Source organism: Rhizobium sp. AN5 (assembly GCF_900215255.1).
In the GTDB taxonomy this organism is placed as follows: domain Bacteria; phylum Pseudomonadota; class Alphaproteobacteria; order Rhizobiales; family Rhizobiaceae; genus Agrobacterium; species Agrobacterium tumefaciens.
This window is the reverse complement of sequence record NZ_OCMJ01000002.1, coordinates 298619-319869: the sequence shown is the minus strand read 5'-3', so window position 1 is coordinate 319869 and position 21251 is coordinate 298619. Positions and strand designations below refer to the sequence as shown.

General features: G+C 57.8%; 18 protein-coding genes and 1 pseudogene. 9 read left to right on the top strand and 10 right to left on the bottom strand.

Annotated elements, in window-relative coordinates:
• Nucleotides 1–1172 precede the first annotated feature (1172 nt).
• The 5 genes from CRP02_RS02410 to CRP02_RS27805 all read right to left on the bottom strand — a co-directional run bounded on the left by CRP02_RS02410 (nt 1173) and on the right by CRP02_RS27805 (nt 10805).
• On the bottom strand, nt 1173–3416 hold the full coding sequence (locus CRP02_RS02410; protein ID WP_097170111.1) for a glycosyltransferase family 4 protein: 2244 nt from the start codon (nt 3414–3416) through the stop codon (nt 1173–1175).
• Nucleotides 3413–6652, bottom strand: coding sequence for a glycosyltransferase (locus CRP02_RS02405; protein WP_323455328.1), 3240 nt, complete (start codon nt 6650–6652; stop codon nt 3413–3415). The genes CRP02_RS02410 and CRP02_RS02405 overlap by 4 nt, the downstream gene beginning before the upstream one ends.
• The gene (glf, locus tag CRP02_RS02400; protein WP_097170109.1) at nt 6645–9002 is read right to left on the bottom strand and encodes a UDP-galactopyranose mutase; all 2358 of its coding nucleotides are present in this window, start codon (nt 9000–9002) and stop codon (nt 6645–6647) included. The genes CRP02_RS02405 and glf overlap by 8 nt, the downstream gene beginning before the upstream one ends.
• A 93-nt stretch (nt 9003–9095) precedes the next feature.
• Nucleotides 9096–10256, bottom strand: coding sequence for a glycosyltransferase (locus tag CRP02_RS02395; protein WP_097170108.1), 1161 nt, complete (start codon nt 10254–10256; stop codon nt 9096–9098).
• Between the two features lie 378 nt (nt 10257–10634).
• Nucleotides 10635–10805, bottom strand: a complete 171-nt coding sequence (locus CRP02_RS27805) for a hypothetical protein (protein ID WP_323455310.1) — start codon at nt 10803–10805, stop codon at nt 10635–10637.
• Nucleotides 10806–11048: 243 nt separating this feature from the next.
• On the opposite strand from CRP02_RS27805, the pseudogene CRP02_RS02390 reads away from it, so the two are divergent.
• From CRP02_RS02390 to CRP02_RS02360, 7 genes and pseudogenes are all read left to right on the top strand, one after another.
• Nucleotides 11049–11417, top strand: a pseudogene (locus tag CRP02_RS02390) (flavodoxin family protein); the annotation flags it as partial.
• A 560-nt stretch (nt 11418–11977) separates the two neighbouring features.
• Entirely contained in the window at nt 11978–12295 is a 318-nt protein-coding gene (locus CRP02_RS02385; protein ID WP_097170106.1) for a hypothetical protein, read from the top strand.
• A gap of 26 nt (nt 12296–12321) precedes the next feature.
• Nucleotides 12322–12930, top strand: a complete 609-nt coding sequence (locus tag CRP02_RS02380) for a general stress protein (RefSeq protein WP_097170105.1) — start codon at nt 12322–12324, stop codon at nt 12928–12930.
• Nucleotides 12931–12998: 68 nt separating this feature from the next.
• Nucleotides 12999–15137 (top strand): catalase C, encoded by a 2139-nt coding sequence (gene catE / locus CRP02_RS02375; RefSeq protein ID WP_097170104.1) that lies wholly within the window; start codon nt 12999–13001, stop codon nt 15135–15137.
• Nucleotides 15138–15185: 48 nt separating this feature from the next.
• Complete coding sequence (locus CRP02_RS02370; RefSeq protein WP_097170103.1) at nt 15186–15686, top strand: ferritin-like domain-containing protein; 501 nt, start codon at nt 15186–15188, stop codon at nt 15684–15686.
• Between the two features lie 74 nt (nt 15687–15760).
• On the top strand, nt 15761–16420 hold the full coding sequence (locus CRP02_RS02365; RefSeq protein WP_179783917.1) for a DUF6766 family protein: 660 nt from the start codon (nt 15761–15763) through the stop codon (nt 16418–16420).
• 11 nt (nt 16421–16431) lie between these two features.
• Nucleotides 16432–17073, top strand: coding sequence for a cysteine hydrolase family protein (locus tag CRP02_RS02360; RefSeq protein ID WP_179783916.1), 642 nt, complete (start codon nt 16432–16434; stop codon nt 17071–17073).
• Between the two features lie 22 nt (nt 17074–17095).
• Here the strand turns inward: CRP02_RS02360 and CRP02_RS02355 are convergent, their stop codons facing one another.
• The 3 genes from CRP02_RS02355 to CRP02_RS02350 are packed head-to-tail and all read right to left on the bottom strand — an operon-like array spanning nt 17096 to nt 19070.
• Nucleotides 17096–17800, bottom strand: a complete 705-nt coding sequence (locus CRP02_RS02355; protein WP_323455309.1) for an SDR family NAD(P)-dependent oxidoreductase — start codon at nt 17798–17800, stop codon at nt 17096–17098.
• A complete protein-coding gene (locus CRP02_RS27800; protein WP_323455308.1) occupies nt 17715–17891 on the bottom strand; it encodes a hypothetical protein in 177 nt (58 codons plus the stop codon). The genes CRP02_RS02355 and CRP02_RS27800 overlap by 86 nt, the downstream gene beginning before the upstream one ends.
• Nucleotides 17892–17900: 9 nt before the next feature.
• The gene (locus CRP02_RS02350; RefSeq protein WP_097170102.1) at nt 17901–19070 is read right to left on the bottom strand and encodes a zinc-dependent alcohol dehydrogenase; all 1170 of its coding nucleotides are present in this window, start codon (nt 19068–19070) and stop codon (nt 17901–17903) included.
• A gap of 185 nt (nt 19071–19255) precedes the next feature.
• Here CRP02_RS02350 and CRP02_RS02345 point away from each other — a divergent pair, with 185 nt between their 5' ends.
• A complete protein-coding gene (locus CRP02_RS02345; RefSeq protein ID WP_097170269.1) occupies nt 19256–19453 on the top strand; it encodes a hypothetical protein in 198 nt (65 codons plus the stop codon).
• A 21-nt stretch (nt 19454–19474) separates the two neighbouring features.
• Here the strand turns inward: CRP02_RS02345 and CRP02_RS02340 are convergent, their stop codons facing one another.
• On the bottom strand, nt 19475–19705 hold the full coding sequence (locus tag CRP02_RS02340) for a hypothetical protein (protein WP_097170101.1): 231 nt from the start codon (nt 19703–19705) through the stop codon (nt 19475–19477).
• 268 nt (nt 19706–19973) lie between these two features.
• Here CRP02_RS02340 and CRP02_RS02335 point away from each other — a divergent pair, with 268 nt between their 5' ends.
• Nucleotides 19974–20498, top strand: a complete 525-nt coding sequence (locus CRP02_RS02335; protein ID WP_097170100.1) for a sigma-70 family RNA polymerase sigma factor — start codon at nt 19974–19976, stop codon at nt 20496–20498.
• Between the two features lie 299 nt (nt 20499–20797).
• On the opposite strand, the gene CRP02_RS27285 is transcribed toward CRP02_RS02335, so the two are convergent.
• Nucleotides 20798–21232, bottom strand: a complete 435-nt coding sequence (locus tag CRP02_RS27285) for a hypothetical protein (RefSeq protein ID WP_143539303.1) — start codon at nt 21230–21232, stop codon at nt 20798–20800.
• Nucleotides 21233–21251 lie beyond the last annotated feature (19 nt).

The window sequence follows — 21251 nt, the reverse complement described above, 5'->3', positions numbered from 1 at the left end:
ACGTTGATTGCGTCAGCGAGCGGGATTAGGGGCTGATATCGCGCCAGCGGATTACCATTGGTCGATATCGCTTTGCTTGCCTGCGCGACCGGGTCGGCGATGTGCATAGAGCGCCAACCCATCGGATGGAGCTTTCACCCCATCAGAGCAGCCTGTTGTGGCGGCAGCATCACGTGTCCGCCGGGGGACATTTCGATCCGGCTGAACCTGCCGATGCCAACGAGTAAGCCACGATCGTAGCCGTAAGCTCAGGCGAGCAACAACCGGACGCGTGCACCGTAAAATCAACAACCGCATTCGCTTCGGTGCCTTCCAAGAGCGTCGGACAAGCGCGTGGTGATTGTTTTTATCACCGCCAAAGCCACCAGGCACGGCGCTGCCTAGCGTCGGTCCTTTAAATTTACGATGCTCGAGAACGAGTGAGCGCCAAATAGCTGCCTCTGCTACGGTCGTGCCAGATACCCTCGACAGCCTTGTACTCGCAGGGCACGAAGAGAATCTCTCCGATCGTGAAAACAACCATTAATGCTGCCAGTCCCCAGAAGCCGACGGAACTGAGAAAGCCGAGTTCGCGAGAAGCAAGCAGTAGCCGACTATGAGGCCGCGGATTGCGGCTGTGCGCTCGATGAACTGGCGCGCCAACGGGTTCCCGATCAAGACAATCGCGCCATTGATCAAAACGAGGCATAAATTTTCATGTCTCCAGCGACATGGCTGCTAAGGTACGGAGCGAGCGTCGTTGACCGCTGGTCGGCATGGAGATGGAACCGTGCCAGTTGACCAGCCTCTCGTCGTCATTTGCAAATCGTGCTCGGAACGCTGAGTCTCGGCTGCCGACACCGTCGTGCGCAAACTTGGCCCCAGACGTTTTGGATCTGTCGGCTTTCCGCAATATCGGTACCGTTGAGCACGGAATATCTTGAGAACGCGGCGGCGTCGCTTGCGCTCACCAATACGACCGGAACGCCCAGTGCTTTCAGTCTCAGGTCGTCGACAGTCACCTTTCCCCGACCGAGATTAAAGTCGAGAACGGCGACCTCACCCGGACAGTGCGTCCCGCCTTCCAGAAATGATACTTGCTCACCCCCGGAGCTACTGCATGGTCGGGCTGGCGAGACAGCTCAGCGCATCGACAACGACAACTCTGGTGAAGTTGACGGGCGCGTGATCGATCAAGCCCTGAATGGCGCCAGTTTGATTGCGGCTGCCAGGGCGGCATACGCCGCCCGGCCCGATGCGGTGATTTCGGTGGAAAGAAGCCCGTTTTCGCACAGTCGGCCGTCGTCCCATCCTGGGTGATTGACGATCGGATAAAGGCACACACCCTCAAGTGGAACGCCGTACTGCATGGCAATCTGCACTTCGGCGCAGACATATTCAAACCAAGATGCCCTTCGTCCTCCCTCCGTACCGGTTTCAGCGATTAGCATGGGCTTGCCATAACGCGAATAGGTCTCGATGAGAATTTTACTTAGCGGCTTGTATAGGGGATGGCCGATATCGACCGGCGGCCCGCCGTGGATCCACTGGTTATTGAAGTAGTAGTTGACGCCGACGATATCGAGATAACGCTCATCGCCGCCGATCTGCGGCCACATCCGGCCGGAGATCAAGTCCCAGCCCTGAAATTGGGACTGGCGGTGCCCTTCCGCTATGCCGGCCTCCCAGGGGCGCGATGGATCGGTGATGACGTTGATGACAGGATCACAATGGACAAATCGGGCGCTGGTATCGACGGAAAGGATTGCTTCCATGGCGCTAATCGCGGCTCGTGCCAGCTGCACTTTCAGTTCGAAGCCACGACCGCGGCTAAACGGGTTTAGATATCCCGCATCGCCTCCGCCCCAGGCAAAAAACGAAATTTCGTTGACAGGACAATAGAATGGAACGTCGTCGCTTTCCTCACTAACCACACGGGCGCAAGCTGCCGCATAGCGTGCAAATCGATCAACGAACCGCGGCGACCAGATGTCCAGATCGTCGGGCCAGCCATAATGCAGCAGATCCCAGATAACCTGCGTTCCCGTCTCCTTTGCCGCCCGCAGCATCGGCCGAATGCTGGACCAGTCGTATTCGCCGGCACCGTCGATCAAATGCCAGCGAAAGCCATCACGCACCGTGTGGATACCGAATTCGGCAAGCTGGCGATAATCCCGTGCGGCATTTATGTCGTGATTGATCGTAGAAATCATATCAAGCCGCCGGCCGTTGAGCTCTCCGTCCCTTAGCGGAAGCCGATGGGTTGAGCACTCGAAACCACCTTGCAGGAAAGATTGGAACAATCCCGTCGGTCCGGCGGCTTTGCGCTCCTTATCCACCTCCGTGAACAATTGCTGCCAAAGCGGTATCACCGCTTCGACGGAATAGGTCGCCTCCACTTTTCGCCGCAATGCGGAGCCGAGGGAGCGCCGGAGCGTGCCAGAGGCAATGAGAAAACTGATCCTTTCGGCAACAGCAACGGGATCGTCATAGGGTACGAACAGGCCCGAAACACCGTCCTCAATCTGCTGCATCGCGCCGTTGTCCGGCGTTGAGATGACGGGAAGGGCTGCGGCGCCTGCTTCCGCGATCACATGTGGCATGCCTTCGCCGCGGGAAAGCCATGTAAAAATATCGAAGGCTGCGAGAAGATCGGCGACGTCTTTTCGGTCGCCCAGAAATTGAAGGACGTCGGAAAGCCCATGTTTTCCGGCCAATTCCTTTAATGTGGTCGCGTATTGCGGCAGGAAGGCATCAGGCCCACCGACGATGACGAAGCGCGCGCGGGCGTGGGCACGGCTGACGATTGCTGCCGCGTCGATGAAATCCTCGACGTTCTTTTTCGGATCGAGGCGGCCGACCCAGCCGATGAGGATCTGATCGTCGGTGATGTTGAGACTGCGGCGCATCCGGCCTCTTTGTGTCGGGTCAAAGGCCGACAGATCGACCATCGAGGGAATTTCGATGGCGCACGCTTCGCGGCCTGGCATGTGGGAGGCAGCGGCATCGCGGATCGTGCGGCAGACGCCGACATAACGGCTGGTGAAATGTTTCGGCCCTGCAAGCGCCTCCGAGACAAGGCCACCATGTTCGATAAGCAATGGGCGCAGGTGCAGGCGCTCCAGCGCCGGATAGATGTCGGCAACGTTTTGGCAGGAAACCACGATGTCGTAGCCGGAAATCTTGCTGGCGAGATAGGCAACCGTATCGTCGAACGAGAGGCTGTAAGGCGTGGTGTCAACGTCAACCCCGAGCGCGCGCAGCTGTGCCTGCGTCTGTTCCGGCATGCCCGGTTTGCGAAAGCAGGCAACGACGTCAATGCGATATCGCTTCCTGTCTAGGTGCTTGGCGAGTAGCTGGACTTCCGTTTCCTCTCCGCCGACGACCAGCCAGGCGAAAACGAACAGTATCCTTAAAGGCGCTTGTTCGGCAATCATTCGCTCACCTGGAACACGATTTGCAGAAAGTCCGGTCTGTTTTCGACCAGATCGGCAAGAAAGGCCGGGGCCTCGTCCATGGCGATGACATGCGTGATCATGTGTTCGCGGATCAAGGCTCCCTCAACGGCAAGGAGATCCACGGTTGCGCGTGCCAGTCGTTCCCTGTTCCAGAGCGGCGCAAGCCCACGCGGCACGCGGTTTATCTGCGCGCACCGGATATTGAGGCCATTGTGATGAAATTCCTCGCCTAGCCGCAGATGATCGGAGCCGCCCTGATAAAAGGCAAGGTCGATCACGGTTCCCTGTGGTCGCAGGGCTTTCAGCGCCGTGTGCAGGCTTCCGGGATGTGCTCTGGTCTGAAATACGATATCTGCGCCACGCCCCATCGTGCCGTCGTGCCAGCGAGCCTTGGCGTGCTGCCATGCCTGCTCTTCGCTCATTGCGGTCAGGCCGATGGCTTCGGCTTTTCCGCGACGGAAATCGGACGGGTCGGTGATGATAACGTCGGAGGCGCCAAGCTCTCGGGCAAACAGTGCTGTCATCAACCCTACGGTGCCTGCCCCGATGACGATTACGGGGCGTCCTTTGACCCCCGCACCCAGCGCCGGCACATTCACGCCAAAAGCTTCCGCATCGGCATGAAGGATGCCGTTTGCCGCAATCGGGCCCATCTGCGCAACAAAGATGCCCAGCAGCGGATCGAGAGTCGGCGGCAGGGCGACTAGCACATCGTGGAAAGGGTCTGCCGTATGGCCGGTTTTGTGACCGTAGGCCGAGGCGATGATATCCCCTGATGCAATTCCTGCTGCGTGAGACTGCGATACGCGGGCGACCTCCATGTATCCGAGGAACGGCACAGGGTAGTGCAGGTCCGGCTCGTTTTCGATGAACACACCGCGACCATGGTCAAAACGGGAGCGGAAATAGGGATTGGTGTTCTTCAGAAACGTCAGCTCGGTTCCTGCGGAAAGACCGGTATAAAGAGTATCGAGCCGAAACTGACCATCGGCTGGCGGACCTTCGTCATAACCAAAGAAGTAGGCCCGACCCGGCGCTTCGACCCCGAGCGACCGCACGTGGCGGTGGCCGTGCGGCAGCCCCTGTGGTGCTTCCGGGCGCGGCTGGAACTGCAAGGGGGCTGGTTGCACGCGCACGAAATCCGGCTTTTCAAGACGGACAGGTTCCCCGCTTTTTGCCGATGACATGACCGCAAGAGCGAGACGGTGCGTGGCTAGGGCTTCTGCATAGGGGCAGCGAATGCAGTTTTCACCGCCACGCACGGCGTCGATAAAATCTCTGTCTTCGCGCCAAACCGGGTCGCCATCTGCGCCGCGCACGGGGCGTCCCTGTCCCACATCCACCATGATATCCCTGTCGGTCAGCTCTATGGCCAGCCGGTCAGCAAAAATGTGGAGGCCGACACGGTGATTCCAGCCGAGCAGGCAGGTGGAGGCGATATTGGCCACCACGCCCGTCTCGAAAGTCAGGTTTGCAGTGGTAACGGTGGGCACGTCGAGGCCGGGGAACTCCGGTCGGTCCTTGTGTCCGGCGCGGCCATAAACCTCGGTCACCTCACCGACAAGAAAGCGGACGAGGTCGAGAAGATGTGTCGCCTGCTCCACCATTTGCCCGCCGGATTGGTCCTGCTTCCACCACCACTGAGGCGGCGGCGTTGAATCAAGCCAGTAACCGGACAGGAGCTGAGCAGGATTTTCGGCCAGAAGACCACGGGCCTCGTCTATAATGTCGAGATAACGCCAGTGATACCCGACCGCCGTGATCAGATTCTTGCGCGCGACGCCTGCAGCAATTTCCTGCGCTGTTTCAATGTTGAGTGAAACGGGCTTTTCGACGAAAAAAGGGATGCCCCGCTCGATCAGATCATGCTCTGGCTCCCCGTGAGCAAAGGGTGGGATGCAAACGTATACGGCGTCCGGCAGAACAGCATCCAGCATGTCGCGGTGATGCTGGAAGGACTTCGCGCCGAAACGCATCGCCGCCTGATCCGCCCGTGCGATATCGGGGTCGGCGAAACCGACAAGCTCGACGTCATCAAAATCGGCCAGAATGTCGAGGTGCCGCTGGGCGATGCCACCGACGCCGATGAAGGCGAGGCGTGTCTTCTGCATGGAACTGTCCTTTTGATTTTGCGTTTCTCGCCTTCCGAGCACCCGCTCGTAGACTGCGCCGGTCTCCGCTGCCATCCGGTCAGCGGAGAAGTGTTTCTGGAAACGCTCGCGGCCCATATCGCCAGCGGCGGCCAGACGACGAGGATCGCTCAGTGCCTCTATGATGGTGCACGCCAGCGAGGCGGGCAGATCGGGTTCCGCAAAAAAGGCATGGTCTTTCCCCAGCGCTTCAACCGTTCCTCCAACACGCGTTGCAACTACGGGCAGGCCAAGCGACATGGCCTCCAGCACGGCAATCGGCAGCCCTTCGAAGCGCGACGGAAGCACAAAGAGGTCGGCGACGCCCATGATCGCAGCGATATCCGATCTCTGACCGAGGAAACGTACGTGGTCATCGATGCCCAGTTCCGCCGCCAGCCTTTCCGCATTTTGCTGTTCCTCGCCCGATCCCACCAGCAGCAGCACGAGCGACGGATATGATTGCAGGACTTCCGGCAATGCATGCAGCAGCTTCGCGTGGTCCTTCTGCGCCGTGAAGCGGGCGACGGTCAGAAGGACCGTCTTACCCAAGAGGCCGAGGTCCTGCTTCAGCTGGAACGATGAACCGGCCGGGCTGAGTGGAAAAATGCCGTTGCGCACGACGGTCAATTGTGTGGGCGCGATGTGGGGGCGGAAACTTTCCATCGACGAAGAGGACACGACGATATGATGGGCAATGTGTCGGGTCTCGCGCCGGTAAAGCTCCTGCTGATTCGGGTCGGTCAGAAGATAAGGAAGATGCTCCGTCCTGATGATGGGAATTCTATTGACGGTTTCTGCCGTGGCAAGGTCATGCCCTTCCCATCCGATGCCTGCGTGGACATGGAGAAGGCTGATATCTGTCTTTGCGAGCCATGCGTGAAACTCGCTATGATTTGCGGCCAGTTTCACACCTAGCCCGTACCGCGCCGCACGGGGCAACAGACCGGCCTTGTCCTCGAAGATCAGGGACAGCGTTACGTCCCAACGGCTTGACAGCGCCCGACCGAGCGCAAGCATGTGCTCTCCCATTCCGGATGGGTCGAGGCTGTCGGTTGCAAGAACGATGCGGGGCCTGTCAGTCACCCTGGGCATCGACCATATCCCCGCTGCCAACCCGCTGTGACCGCAGACGTCTGTAGGTCGCGAGAGCCTGACCTACAACCTGATCCATATTGTAGTATTTGTAGGTGCCAAGCCGTCCGACGAATGTCACGTCATCCTGTTTGCGGGCCAAAGCCTCGTATTGTTTGTAGAGGGCCTGATTTTCCGGTCGAGGAATAGGATAATAGGGGTCGCCCTCGGCACAGGCATATTCGTAGCTGATGCTCGTTCTCGGATGGACCTGGCCGGTTAGATGCTTGTATTCCGTCACCCGCGTATAGGGCACGTCCTGCGAGGGATAGTTGATGACAGCCACCGGAAACATCCGTCTGACATCATGGGTCTCATGGTGAAATTCCAGACTGCGGTAGGGAAGATGGCCGAAGCGGTGGTTGAAATATTCATCGATCGGGCCGGTAAAGATCGTATGTCTTGCAAGGCCCGCATGCCTGATGTCGGCGAAATCTGTGCCGAGCATGACGGTGATGTTCTCGTGGTCGAGCATGCGCTCGAACATGCGGGTATAACCGTCGCGCGGCATGGCCTGAAACCGGTCCAGGAAATAACGGTCGTCCACGGTCGTGCGGGTCGGCACGCGTGCGGTGACGGAACGGTCGAGTTCCGATGGGTCGAGGCCCCATTGTTTTCGCGTGTATCCCTCGAAGAACGTCTGGTAGAGTTCTCGTCCGACCTGCGATATGACGACATCCCTCGATGTCAGGATAGGATCACATGGCTGCGCTCGATCCGCGAGGAAAAGGGCAGCCGCAGCTTCATTTGCGAGATCAAGATCATAAAGCGCGTTCAGCGTCGTGCGGTTGATCGGTATGGGAAGGCGTAGATCGCCGACCTGCGCAAGAACTCGGTGCTCGTAGGGCCTCCATGCCGTAAACCGGGAGAGATAGGCAAAGATGTCTTCGCTGTTGGTATGGAAGATGTGCGGCCCATATTTATGAACCAAAATACCTGCCTCGTCGTAATGATCATAGGCGTTGCCGGCGATATGAGGCCGCTTGTCGCATAGGAGGATTTTCTTGTCCCCGTCTGCGGCCAGACGTTCGGCCAGGACTGATCCAGCAAATCCCGCGCCGACGATGAGATAGTCGTAAGTCTGCGGTTTATCGCGGCGAGCCTGTCTGAGAAACGATCTGTCCGGGGTAACAATCGGCATGCCGATGTTCGTGACCGCCCTGTTGACCAGAAGTGACATGGCGTCGAATGTTGCGTCCCAGGATGAACGCGCAAGGACCTCGTCCACCGCCTGAAGCCAAGGGTCGCCACCTCTTGATATGGCAAGTGCTGCGTCACAGGCGGACGCGAAATCACCGGTGCCGTTGGCGATAAAAACGCCGCGGACATCGCCGTAACCGCGTGCAACATCTGTAATATGCGTGCTGACGACGGGGCATCCCGCCGCAAGATATTCCGGGGTTTTGGTCGGACTGATGAAACGCGTCGCATCATTTATGGCAAAAGGCATCAGCGCCACATCCCAGCCGCTGAGATAGGCGGGGAGGTCCTCATAAGCCTTCTGACCAAGATAGTGGATATTCGGGGCCTTTGGCAGGTCGGCGGGTGAAATCTTCAAAACGGGGCCGACAAAAACGAATGAGAAGTCCGGGCGGGCCGCCGCCGCCCTGCCGATAAGGTCAAGATCGAGCCGTTCGTCGATTACGCCGTAATAGCCGAGGCGGGGATGGGGAATGGCCGACAGATCGGCTGGCTCGTCGATGTACCCACGCGCCGCGCAGAAGTGACCGGTATCGACGCCGGATGGGAAGGGGTGGATGTTATCGTGTAGGTTCTTCTTTGCCTCATAAAGGCTGATGCCACCTGTGAAAACCACATCCGCCCGTCTAATTAGCGCCTGCTCGGCGTCCTTGATTTCCGGTGGAGCGTGTTTGAAGTTGGCAAGCTCATCCATGCAATCATAGATTACTGCTGCGGCATCGATGTGTTTTGCAAAACCGAACATCATGGGCGTGTAGAACCAAAGGATCGGTTTCCTGCCGCCATGCAATTCCAGCAGTTCGTCCAGAAGCCGACCTAGTGCCGCGTCGCGCTCCTCGGCGCTCCACCAGTGAGGAATGCGAGGACGGATCGCTTTGACGCTGGTTCCTTCAAACGAATGGATTTCAAGATAAGCAAGGTGATGGTCGGTCGGAATGAATTCCTCGAAAAAGAATACCTGCCGTTCGCGTGAGAAGCGCTGCATCAGGTGCTGCGGTCTTTGCAGAACAAAATCCCATCTAAGATGGGAAAAACAGATGATGGGAGAATTGGTCGGCACGCCGACATTGGCCGATTGCGGGTGGGAGTTTAGCAGGTTCATCAAACACCTCGCAATAAAGCGCACGTCACATTGACGGTCTTCGAACCACCGGTCAGCCCAACAGTTCCTGAGATGTCGTAAAAAACAATCCGGCTAATAGTTACTCAGGATGCGTTCAAGCTTTTGAATGCTGTGCGGCCACGTCCAATTCGCGAGGACGACGTCACGGGGCCGATAGGAATCAAGTCGTCCAAGCATGCTGCTTATCCCCTCGTGAAATTCCTCAGGGGCTGCTGTGCTGCCGGTATCCGGCGTGATGTATTGCAGCCCGCAGCTCAATCGACTATTGGCGAGAACCGGAATGCCAGCCAGCATATATTCGGTGAGGATCGCAGGCGCGCCGTCGTCAACCCCGCAGACGACGCCCATCCGCGCCATGTTCATCAGTCGATTGACTTCGGCGAAGGCGACTCCCGGGGGATCAACGAAATCGACATTTATTCCCAGATCCCGGGCCTTGCGGTGCAAGTCACCGATCATTTCTCCATAACCACAAACGCAGAGCGTGCGTAGCGAGCGAGGCATCCTGTCGAGAGCCGCAAACAGGATGTCGTGCCGTTTGTATGGTTGGGCTGCGGCAACATAGATCACGTCGTATATTTTGCGCAGGCCCAAGGGTCGGAAAGTCAGTTCGGACGCAAATTCCGGACCGATTGGCATGATCGCGGTCGCTATGTCGGGATGGCGTGCGCGTACCTCCTCCGACTGCCACTCAGCGCCCGTCAGGACAAGATCGAAATGACGGCTGACCTCAAACGGCACTCGCAGCGCCGGCGCATCGATCGAATTGTAGATTTTGTAGCTGCCCCGGCACGCCTCGAGAATATTCTCATCGACGCCAAGGCCCCAGACGCAGAGAATTGACGGCACCCCGAAGGCCTCAATGTGACCGATCATATCGTTTGACGAAAAAGGTGCGTTCCCACCGTTCATCCTGAACATTCGGCGCCTCAGATGGGAACCGGGAAGGATCGTGTCCCTTGGAGGCGTTTCTCCACGCCAGTGCGTCCATATCTCGGCGCAATTCACCAGTCCTGTTTTAAGGGCGGCAAGGGGTAAGCGCTCAATATAGCCGCCATTAACCTCCACCGGTTTTGATGATTGTGATGGATGTGGATGATTTCCCCGGGAGCCCGCAAGCCATTGATTGCGAAACCACTCAACGCTCTGGACACCGGAGTGATCGGGCTTACCATCCTGAAAATCGCTGATGATGACTATTCTATGTATCGCAGCGGGCGAACAGTTCGTCATGGTTTGCCTCCTGGTATCGGTCAAGTCTGCGCATCCCCGCTAGACTTAATGAGATCGGCCGAGCCGCGATGCCTTATGGAAAAACAGTGATGGTTCAAGATCAGAGCGACCGCGTCGCAATCGTCAGAATCCAGTCCATGGCCTATTCCTCGTTGAGCACAGCGTGAATGAGACGAGAGGTCCCGTTCAATTCTACGTCCCAGCTCCTACCGCAAATCGCAACGCCCGTGAAAACGGTGCGGTTCAAAGCAGGTGTAGCGGACAGGTTGACCTCAACGATGCTGCAGTGCGGTGATTGAGCGGTATCGATAACTTCCTTGGATGATTAACGGATCGGGCGTGACCAAACTGTCGCGAGCACAGTAAGTTCCGCAATCTTCAAGCCACGAAGTTTCCGAGCACGACCGCCAAGGCCGCTGTGCCGGAGATACTGGTAGAGCTGGTCAGAATGATCAGGGCGCCGTCCTTTAACGGCGACAGCGTCTTCTGCACCGTGAACAGCAACAGCAAGCGCAATGTCCGCAATTGTGCGGATATTGTTGCGTTCAATCTCCGCATTCTACGTCAATCGCTGGCACTAGTTGCCCCCAGCGTTTCCTCACGTAACCAGCAGGGGCGGGGCAAAGTGACCGGCCAGTTCGGAACTACTGACTTCCTGCCTTGTTAGAGCCGTGAAACGCAACGTGCCCTCCAAGCCACTGTTTGCAGGCAATGTTGGGCCGGTTTGCGTCACCATCAGTGTCGGCCAAAGGCATAGTAAAGCGGAGAAATCTCGCGAACAAAGGAGCGATCATGCTACTCACAGCACTTGCTTTGAACGCAACACTCAAGCCGTCGGCATCAGCCGACAAGTCATCCACGGAAAGCCTTTTGGGACTGATAATCGAGGAACTGGACATTCTTGGCATTAAAACCGAAATGATCAGGCTGGCCGATCATGACATCAAACCCGGCGTCACTTCCGACGAAGGGCAGGGCGATGCATGGCCGGCTGTCCGGGAAGAAATACTCGGTGCCGATATGTTGTTTTTCGGGACGCCCATATGGCTTGGTCAGCCTTCCAGCGTCTGCAAGAGGGCGTTGGAGCGCATGGATGCATTTCTGGACGAAACCGATGAGCAGGGACGAATGCTGTCTTACGGCAAGGTTGCAGCCGTTGCAGAACGTCTTCAAGAGGGATCGAGGCAGGACCCGCCGGGCCTCTGCTGCAGCTGACAGCCAACAGCACCCCGAGAAAGTTGGATTGAGCGCAACAGGGTATGTCTTTGCCCGTGCCCCCTGGATCAGGAGCCAAGATCCTCCATTGGTGGATCAACTTGCCTCGGCACAACCCCAAGGCAGGAATGCGGCACAGCCAAAAGCCGGTCACCGAATGACGATGATACCGCGTCTTATCCGCGTAGCGAGACCTGAGGGCTTATTTACCGGACCTTCCGCGAACTTATCTCGTCTGGAACCGCTAACACTCAATGCTGTCACGACCTTTGAGCGAAGACGCGCCATATTAGCGCTGTTTGGCAAGACGCGATCTTGAAGTCGCTGCTGTAGCGACCACCGTGCGAGACGGCATTTTCCGCCATCGACAATTTTTTCGGAACTCTCTGCGTGTCTGTTTGTTCGAAAGGCGTCCATGCCGAACCGGAGCCGGATTTCCCGTTTTCTCGCGGAAATCTTCCGAAACGGGGCGCGCTTCAAATGATTCAAGCGGAGGGAAAATCCAGATGAGGAAAATTGTTTTCGTTGCGTTGCTCTTGGGAGGCGGTGCGATGTCTGCATTGGCCCAGCAGGCGCCAACCGCCAATCCTGGTGGCGATACGCCTGCTGTCGCCACGCCGGGCGCCAATAATCCCACGGCCCCGGTGGAGGGCGCCAATAGCTTCACCGAGGCGCAGGCCAGGCAGAGGATGGAAGATGCCGGTTACACGCAGGTCAAGAACCTGACGAAGGATGACAAGGGCGTGTGGATGGCATCGGGCTTGAAGGGCGGCAAGACCGTCGCCATCGCGCTCGATTATCAGGGCAACGTCGTCGCCAAGTGAGGCGCGCAGGATTTGGGAGAAGTGACATGAAAACCGTAACCGGACTTTTCGATGACTATGATGATGCGAGCGCTGCCGTTTCCGAACTGGAGAGAGCGGGCGTGCCGTCAAGCGATATCAGCGTTGTGGCCAGCAACGCCGACAGGCGACATGGAGAGGATTCCGATTCCAATGCTGCCGAAGGCGCCGGCGCCGGTGCTGGCATCGGCGCGCTTGTCGGTGGCGCCGGCGGTCTGCTGACTGGGCTTGGATTGATGGCAATCCCGGGAGTGGGGCCGGTGGTTGCAGCCGGTTGGCTTGCCGCAACCGCCCTCGGGGCAGCGGGCGGCGCCGTTGCCGGCGGTGCGGCCGGGGGGCTGATCGGAGCCATGACCCGCTCGGGTGTTTCCGAGGAGGACGCCAATCTTTACGTCGAAGGGGTGCGCAGGGGCGGCACACTGGTAACCGCCCGCGTGGAAGAGGACCTCGTGCCGGAGGCCGAGGCCGTCCTCAAGCGGCAGGGTTGGGTCGATCCTGCGGAACGCCGCTCGTCCTACCGCGAACAGGGCTGGACAGGCTTCGACGAGACGTCGAGACCCTACGCGGCGGAAGACATAGAACAGGAGCGTAACCGCTATCGCCGCTCGGCAATTTAACGAGAACGTCCGTCCTCCAGGGGCCTGGTTCCGCCATGGTCCCTGGGCAACGCCTTGCAGGAGCTGACATGGCCAGAAAATCAGATTCCACCTCATCATCCGCTGCCATCCACGACCAGAGGCTTGTTCGGGGAGAAGGAGGCGAGCTGCACCAGATTGCCTCTGGCGACGAACCCGTGCTGACGACCGCGCAGGGCGGGCCGGTTGCCGACGACCAGAATTCCCTTCGGGTCGGTCCTCGCGGGCCGCTTCTCGTGGATGATTTTCATTTCCGCGAGAAGATTTTCCATTTCGATCACGAGCGAATTCCAGAACGCGTGGTCCATGCCCGCGGTTACGGCGCGCATGGCTATTTCGAGACCTATGACTCCCTTGCCGCCCACACCAAGGCTGATTTGTTTCAGCGGGCCGGTGAAAAGACTCCTGCCTTCGTGCGGTTCTCGACGGTGGCCGGCAACAAGGGCTCGGCCGATCTCGCGCGGGATGTGCGCGGCTTTGCCGTGAAGCTCTACACCAAGGAAGGAAATTGGGACCTAGTCGGCAACAACATTCCCGTCTTCTTCATTCAGGATGCCATCAAGTTTCCGGACCTCATTCATGCCGCCAAGCAGGAGCCCGACCGCGCGTTTCCGCAGGCGCAAACGGCGCATGACACCTTCTGGGATTTCATCAGCCTGACGCCCGAAAGCATGAACATGGTCATGTGGATCATGTCGGACAGGACTATTCCGCGTTCCTTTCGGTTTATGGAGGGGTTCGGCGTACACACCTTCCGCCTCATCAATGCGAAGGGAGAATCGAGCTTCGTGAAGTTTCACTGGAAGCCGAAGCTCGGATTGCAATCGGTGGCGTGGAATGAAGCGGTCAAGATCAACGGCGCCGATCCCGATTTCCATCGGCGTGATCTCTGGACTGCAATCCAGTCCGGCAATTTCCCGGAGTGGGAGTTGCAGGTGCAGCTTTTCGACCAGGACTTCGCCGACAGTTTCGATTTTGACGTCCTTGACCCCACCAAGATCATCCCCGAGGAGATATTGGCGCCCAAACCGGTCGGCCGGCTCGTCCTCGATCGTATGCCGGACAACTTCTTTGCCGAGACCGAACAGGTGGCGTTCATGACGCAGAACGTTCCGCCGGGCATCGATTTCAGCAATGATCCGCTGCTGCAGGGCAGGAATTTTTCCTATCTCGATACGCAGTTGAAGCGTCTTGGCGGGCCAAACTTCACACATCTGCCCATCAATGCGCCCAAGTGTCCCTTCGCACATTTCCAGCAGGACGGCCATATGGCGGTGCGCAACCCGACCGGACGGGCCAATTATCAGCCGAATTCTTTCGGAGAGGGTCCAAGGGAATCGCCGATGCGTGGTTTCCAGCATTTCCCCGCTGAAGAGCAGGGGTCCAAGGCAAGGCTGCGGCCGGAAAGTTTTGCCGATCACTACAGCCAGGCGCGCCAGTTCTACATTAGCCAAACGCCGCCTGAACAACGCCATATCGCATCGGCGCTCACCTTCGAACTCAGCAAGGTGGAAACACCGGTCATCCGTGAGAGGATGGTCGCACATCTTCTCAATATCGATGAAACGCTCGCTGCAACGGTAGCGCAGAAGCTCGGCCTGCAAGCCATGCCGAAGCCCGCGGATGCGGCCATGCCGACCCGTCAGGATCTGGAGCCTTCGCCGGCGCTCAGTATCGTTCAGCGTGGGCCCAAACGGTTCGAGGGTCGCAAGCTCGGTATTCTTATCACCGACGGTGTGGATGCAAAACTGCTGAAGGGGTTGACCAAGGCGGTAACGGCCGAAAAAGCCGCCTTCGAGTTGATCGCGCCGAAGGTTGGCGGAGTGACGGCGTCGGACGGCGCCTTCATCGAGGCACATCATATGATCGACGGCGGTCCTTCGGTGCTTTTCGATGCGGTGGCGCTGCTGACATCGGCGGCGGCCGTCGATGAACTGATCAAGGAAGCAACCGCGCGGGATTTCGTCGCCGACGCGTTCCAGCACTGCAAATTCATCGGCTACGACCAGACGGCGCTGCCGCTTCTGGAAAAAGCGGGAATTGCGGACGCCATGGATGAGGGGGTGCTGCCTTTGCCAGGGGAGGAGGGACTGGCGGCCTTCGTGTTCGAACTCGGCAAATTGCGGGTGTGGGCGCGCGAGCCGTCGGTGAAACTCGGCAAGGCCTCCGTTCCCGTTAATGAGCAATGATGAACATCTGATTTCCCACTCACCAACCAAAGCAACAGGAGACTAAAAATGGCTGAGAAGACATTGGAAGACCATTTCCTCGATACGGTGAAGGACATTTATTTTGCCGAGCGCCAGATTCTCAAGGCGCTTCCGAAGATGGCGCGCGCTGCGCAATCGCCGGACTTGAAGGCGGCATTCGAAAAACACAGGGACGAGACAGAGGTCCATGTGGAGCGTTTGCAGAATGTCTTTGAACTGCTCGGCAAGCCGGCGCGCGGCAAGACCTGTGAGGCGATCCAGGGCATCATCGCGGAAGGCGAGGAAATCATGGAGGAATTCAAAGGCTCGTCTGCGCTTGATGCCGGGCTCATTTCTTCGGCGCAGGCCGTGGAGCATTACGAGATCACCCGCTACGGCACATTGAAGACGTGGGCGGTTGAACTCGGCATGAAGGAAGCGGCCAAACTGTTCGAACAGACGTTGGGCGAGGAAAGCGCAACCGATGTGGCCCTGTCGTCGCTCGCCCAGGGCAGCACAAACGTTAAGGCCAAAACGAAAGCGGCGTGATCGCCATGGGAAGTGTCGCTGAAATCAGCGGCACTTCTTCTTTGCCAAATGTCTGTTTTGAGTGAGGCTGAACCATGAGGTTGTTTCGTGACAATGGATTGACAATTGTCCTTGTCTTGGCTTCCCTATTGACGATCGGTGGCATGCTCGCGACTGGTTGGGCAGTTCACAATGAAGAACTGGCGCAGCATCATGCAGTGCCGCTCACGCTTTTTTCTTATGTAAAGAGCGGCCATTTCCTTTCTGCCTTGTTCGAAAACTGGGAGAGCGAGTTTCTCCAGATGTCGGCTTACGTCATGCTAACCGCGTTTCTTTTTCAGCGAGGCTCATCGGAATCGAAAGATCCCGATGAAGCTGCATCGCAGGACGAAGACCCGGCGCAAAAACAGGATGATCCCAAGGTGCCTTGGCCGGTGAAAGCAGGGGGCGTTGTCCGAGCCATTTATTCCTATTCTCTGGGCCTGGTCCTGTTCTTCCTTTTCATTTTCAGTTTCGTACTGCATCTGAAGTACAGCGCCGACGCCGCCACATCGGAAGCCACCATGCATGGCGGGCATGCGCCAACGCTGTTTGCGCATTTGGGAAGCGCGGAGTTTTGGTTCGAATCCTTTCAGAACTGGCAATCGGAGTTTCTTTCGACAGCAGTTCTTGTCGTGCTCTCCATCTTTCTGCGCTTTAGGGGGTCGCCAGAATCAAAACCCGTTGCTGCTCGTCATAGCGAGACGGGCGGATAGGGAAGGAAAGAATGATCGAGTTTCCGGCCGAGGGAGACTGGCGGCATCTTTGTGTGGACATGCAACGTGTCTTCGCCGAGGATACGCCATGGCATGTCGAATGGATGGACCGCATTCGCGAGCAAGTGGAAGCTGTGGTTCAGCGTGATCCTGCCCGATGCGTCTTCACTTGTTTCGTGCCGCCAAATTCCGTCGAGGAGGCCCTCGGCGCATGGCGAGCCTATTATAGAAAATGGCCGATGATGACGCAGGAGGCGCTGCCTCCCGAACTTATCGAGGTCATTCCCTCGCTATCGCGCTATATCCCGCCTGCCCGTGTCTTCCGCAAAAGCGTTTATTCGCCATGGCAGCATGGAGGCCTCCACGAAATCCTGCGCAAGGAGCATGTTTCGACTGTGGTGATTACGGGTGGAGAAACCGATGTCTGTGTTATCGCCACTGTGTTGGGAGCGATCGATCACGGTTTCCACGTCATTCTGATTGAAGATGCGCTTTGCAGTGGAAGAGACGCTACACACGATGCAGCGTTAGAGCTGCTGTCTGGTCGTTTTTCGACGCAGTTGCAGGTCTGCGATACGGCAACCCTTCTTGGGGCGCTTCCCTCGCACTCCGCCCTCCAATTGGCGAGACCTCAGGATCAGGACGCCGGATGAGCAGGCGAGCGGGCAATATGCGTCATTTCCCTTCGGGGGCGGCCATTTTGCGGTGCTGTTTTGCCAATGTTTTAGAGGGCGTGACGTTCGCAGCCGCTGATATCAGCTTGTTCTTCCAGCCGGACACGACATCGCCTTCACCGTTCATCATCGCGTCGTAACCGATTTGTGCGACAAAGCCTGGGTCGTCCTTCTTCTGTTTTCCTACCGGCGTATCAAGCATGTCCGCGCGCTCGAAGAATGCAGTTTCGGTTGCTCCGGGCATCAGGCAGGTGACGGTGACACCCGTGCCATCCAGCTCTTCACGAAGCGCGAAAGAAAAGGAATTGATGAAGGCTTTAGTGGCGTTGTAGACCGCCTGAAACGTGCCCGGCATGAAACCCGCAATCGAACCGGTGAACAGAATCCGGCCGCTACCACGCTGGCGCATGCCGTTGCCAATAGCATGCACCAACGCAACGGTGCCGCTGATGTTGGTGGCGATCACCTGTTGGATCGCATCCATTTTCTGGTCGAGAAAACCCTTGCCCAGGCCCTGTCCGGCATTGGCGAACAACAGATCGACCGCCTGCTCTTTCATCGCGATGCAGGAAAGAAGTTTTTCAACGCCTGCCTGCGTCGAAAGATCGGCTTGCACCGCTTCAACCTGTGTGCCAGCCGCCCATAACTGCGTTGGCCGCAGTCTCGATTTCAGCCTCGTCGGCCACGATGATGAGGTCGTAACCATCCTGCGCCGCGCATCTGGCCAGCTCGTAACCAATGCCAGTCGAGGCACCGGTAACCACCGCGAGGCCTTCGATGGATTTCACTTGGCTCATGATCGCCTCCTATGGCTTCAGCACGACTTTGATGCAGCCGTCGTCCCGATGACTAAATGTCTTATAGAGATCAGGACCTTCATCGAGGTTGGCGCGGTGAGTGATGACGAAGGATGGGTCAATTTCTCCCTTTTCGATCCGCTCCATCAGGGCGGGCAGGTAGGCCTGCACCGGCGTCTGGGCCATTCGAAACGTCAGGCCGCGATTGATCGCCGAGCCCATGGGGATTTTGTCCAGAAATCCGCCATAGACGCCGACGATCGAAACGGTCCCGAAGTTGCGGCAGCAATAGATCGCCTGTCGCAGCACATGCGGCCGGTCGGTGCCCATGAAGGTTGCGACCTTGATGCGGTCGAGCCGGGAGTCCCATCCTGCAGCCGGATCGGCCTCAGTCCCCACAGCGTCGATGCAGGCGTCAGCCCCCCGGCCGTGGGTCAGTTCCATGATCCGCTCGTAAATATCCTCGTCCAGATAATTCAGCGTCAGTGCACCGGCAGCGGCGGCAACCTCGATACGCTCGGAGACCGCATCGATGGCGATAACCCTTTCGGCTCCGAGCAGAAAAGCCGAGCGGATCGCCATCTGGCCGACCGGGCCGCAGCCCCAGATGGCGATGGTATCGCCGGGCTGGATATTGCAGAATTCTGCCGCCATATAACCGGTCGGAAAAATATCGGACAGGAACAGCACCTGCTCGTCCGTCAGCCCATCCGAAACTTTAACAGGTCCGACATCGGCAAAGGGGACCCGCATATATTCAGCCTGCCCTCCGCTGTATCCGCCGAGAAGATGGGTATAGCCGAACAGCCCGGCCGGGGAATTGCCCCACATTTTCCGAACTTTATGTGGGTCGGGATTGCTGCGTTCGCAGCCGGAATAATAGCCCCTTTTGCAAAAGAAACATTCGCCGCAGGCAATCGTGAAGGGAACGACGACACGATCGCCGACCTTCAGCGCCTTGTTGTCGCTGCCGACTTCAACGACTTCGCCCATGGTCTCGTGGCCCATAATGTCGCCGCTGTGCATATCGGGCATGATGCCATTGTATAGATGAAGGTCGGAACCGCAGATTGCGCAGGCCGTCACCTTGATGATGGCGTCGCGACCGTGCTCTATCCGTGGATCGGGAACACTTTCGCAGCGAATGTCGTGTTTGCCGTGCCAGGTCAACGCCTTCATTGTCGGTATTCCTCCCATGTTGTGGTCGGGGCAACGGGCCAAGGTCATCGCCTAACTGGGGGGCGTCCGCAAAGTTCCGCGCCAAGTTCCGGCAGCACGGTTGGCTTCACCTTATGATCTTCAAGGAACAGCCTCGCCCAAGCGAAGTTGGGTTTCCTGTCTTCACAAAAAAATGGAGTAATGCCGTGACCCAGACGATCGATCACGAAACCAGCAACAGCCTGAATATCAAGGCCGCGACCCCGAAGGTGATCAAAATAACCGTAGGCGAGCGAACCGTGCTTGAAGGCGTGCTGGACACCGGCAGTGTCTTGACGGTGCAGACAAAAGATGGTGCTGAACCGCAATCCATCGAACTCATTGTCGAGGATCTGGCACGGTGAGGACTATAGTTCGGGGCCGTATTAACCCCGGAAATCACCCTCGTTGGTTTCCCGCTCGTCGTAATTGATATCCCAGTCCTTCTCGGGTTCCTTGGTGCCGGGCGGCAGCTTGTTGGCGGTCGCATCGTCGGAACCAGTAATGACCCTCGGCTTCGCGCTCGCCACGCCGTTGTTTGTCGAGGTTTTTTTCCCGCGTGCAAATTGCGGCTCGGCGTCCTTGTGTATTTGCTTGAGCTTGTCATCCTTGTTCATGGCATCCTCCTTGATCTCGCCCTAACGTTTTTCCTTCACGGCTGTTCCCTAAAAGCCTCCTGCTCGACCCATTGTGTATTCGCAGGTGCGGGTGCCCGACCGTAACCATCTGACACGCACACAAGGTTTAACCATCTGCCGGCCCGTGGCGTTACGCGAACCTGTGTCCGGTGAACGCCATTTGGATACATGGGTGTCGTCATTGTACGGTGGCGTACAGCAACCAAGCGTCCCCCGGTACATTTCCCAATAGTGAAAGGATGGGAAAATGGCCAAGCACGTTGTGAGTGAAGTGCCCGGAAATAAACTGAGCGAAGCTCAATTGGAGGAGCTGCGCATTGGTATTGCAGAACTGGCGCCGGCATTGGCGGCTTTTGCCCGTCGCTTCGTCAGAAATGATGAGGATGTTGACGACCTGGTCCAGGAGACGATGCTAAGGGGACTTCGGTCTCTGCATGGTTTTACCCCTGGGACGGCGTTAAAATCATGGCTTTTCACCATTTTGCGCAACACGTTCTGCACCCGCTATAAAGTCTCAAGACGTGAATGTGTCGGCTTGCCGGTTGGTATCGAGCAATCCATGTCTGTTCCTGCGAGCCAGGAATGGCGTGTGCAGCATCAGGAAGTCATGCGCGCTATCCACGATCTCGACAAGGATCAGAAAATAGCGCTGCTACTCGTGGCTGGAGGCACGAGCTATTCCGACGCCGCCGCCATTTGTGGCTGCCGCGTTGGCACCATCAAAAGCCGCGTCAACCGGGCGAGGGAAGTGCTAAGGCAAAATGTGGACTGAGTCATACACGTCGATCGAACACTGAGCTGAGCCGCCTTTCTATAGGCGGCGAATGTCCGCCGTGCCTACGAAGATTTGTCTGTCGCCCGCTAGCAGTCCGAATCTGTGTGTTTCTGTAGCTGCCCAGTCCTGAATTCGGCCGATCGCCAAGCTTCAGGGTGCATCAAAGGGCATTCCCGGTCAAACCATCAACGAGGAGCGATCGAGTTCGTACGTTTTGGTCGGCAGCGAGTCCTCCGTCGCACTCAGCCGTGGTTTTCCGTCTTGCCGAATCCTGACCGGGTCTCCGGATGACCACGCTACGCGCCCCATTTGTGATAATTGTTGCGTTCATCGTCAAAATCTACGGTCGTCGGCGGCCTAGCCAGGTGACGATCGTGATGATCCAGTACGTCTCCTGCGGGCTCTCGTCTCCGCAAAGGCTTGCGATCTGATACGGGCAGCAAAATCCGTGTCGGAAGTGTTGTTGGCCGGCTCGAACTGAAAGCCCGTCGCCACTCCCGCTTCGATTGCAGCATCGTTCGCATCGATGATGGTTTAAGCCAATCCGCCGGTGCGGCTGACAATTGGTAGCGCGCCGTACGCAACACGTAGAGCTGCGTAAGCCCGCGGGGTTCAAATCTGGAAGGCTGGATGATGAAATCCGAGCCCGCCTGAATCATGTGGGCCAGCCTTTCATCGTAACCGATATGGGCGCAGATAAGTTCTGGATAGCGTTTCGCGAGCGCACGCAAGGTGGCTTCCAGCGCACTG

Coding starts and splice junctions, on each gene's coding strand:
- CRP02_RS02395 (WP_097170108.1), bottom strand. CDS start 10,256: ATGACGAACTGTTCGCCCGCTGCGATACATAGAATAGTCATCATCAGC.
- CRP02_RS02385 (WP_097170106.1), top strand. CDS start 11,978: ATGAGGAAAATTGTTTTCGTTGCGTTGCTCTTGGGAGGCGGTGCGATG.
- CRP02_RS02365 (WP_179783917.1), top strand. CDS start 15,761: ATGAGGTTGTTTCGTGACAATGGATTGACAATTGTCCTTGTCTTGGCT.
- CRP02_RS02380 (WP_097170105.1), top strand. CDS start 12,322: ATGAAAACCGTAACCGGACTTTTCGATGACTATGATGATGCGAGCGCT.
- CRP02_RS02335 (WP_097170100.1), top strand. CDS start 19,974: ATGGCCAAGCACGTTGTGAGTGAAGTGCCCGGAAATAAACTGAGCGAA.
- CRP02_RS27800 (WP_323455308.1), bottom strand. CDS start 17,891: ATGAGCCAAGTGAAATCCATCGAAGGCCTCGCGGTGGTTACCGGTGCC.
- CRP02_RS02410 (WP_097170111.1), bottom strand. CDS start 3,416: ATGATTGCCGAACAAGCGCCTTTAAGGATACTGTTCGTTTTCGCCTGG.
- CRP02_RS02370 (WP_097170103.1), top strand. CDS start 15,186: ATGGCTGAGAAGACATTGGAAGACCATTTCCTCGATACGGTGAAGGAC.
- CRP02_RS02350 (WP_097170102.1), bottom strand. CDS start 19,070: ATGAAGGCGTTGACCTGGCACGGCAAACACGACATTCGCTGCGAAAGT.
- CRP02_RS02360 (WP_179783916.1), top strand. CDS start 16,432: ATGATCGAGTTTCCGGCCGAGGGAGACTGGCGGCATCTTTGTGTGGAC.
- catE (WP_097170104.1), top strand. CDS start 12,999: ATGGCCAGAAAATCAGATTCCACCTCATCATCCGCTGCCATCCACGAC.
- CRP02_RS02340 (WP_097170101.1), bottom strand. CDS start 19,705: ATGAACAAGGATGACAAGCTCAAGCAAATACACAAGGACGCCGAGCCG.
- CRP02_RS02355 (WP_323455309.1), bottom strand. CDS start 17,800: ATGGTTACGACCTCATCATCGTGGCCGACGAGGCTGAAATCGAGACTG.
- glf (WP_097170109.1), bottom strand. CDS start 9,002: ATGAACCTGCTAAACTCCCACCCGCAATCGGCCAATGTCGGCGTGCCG.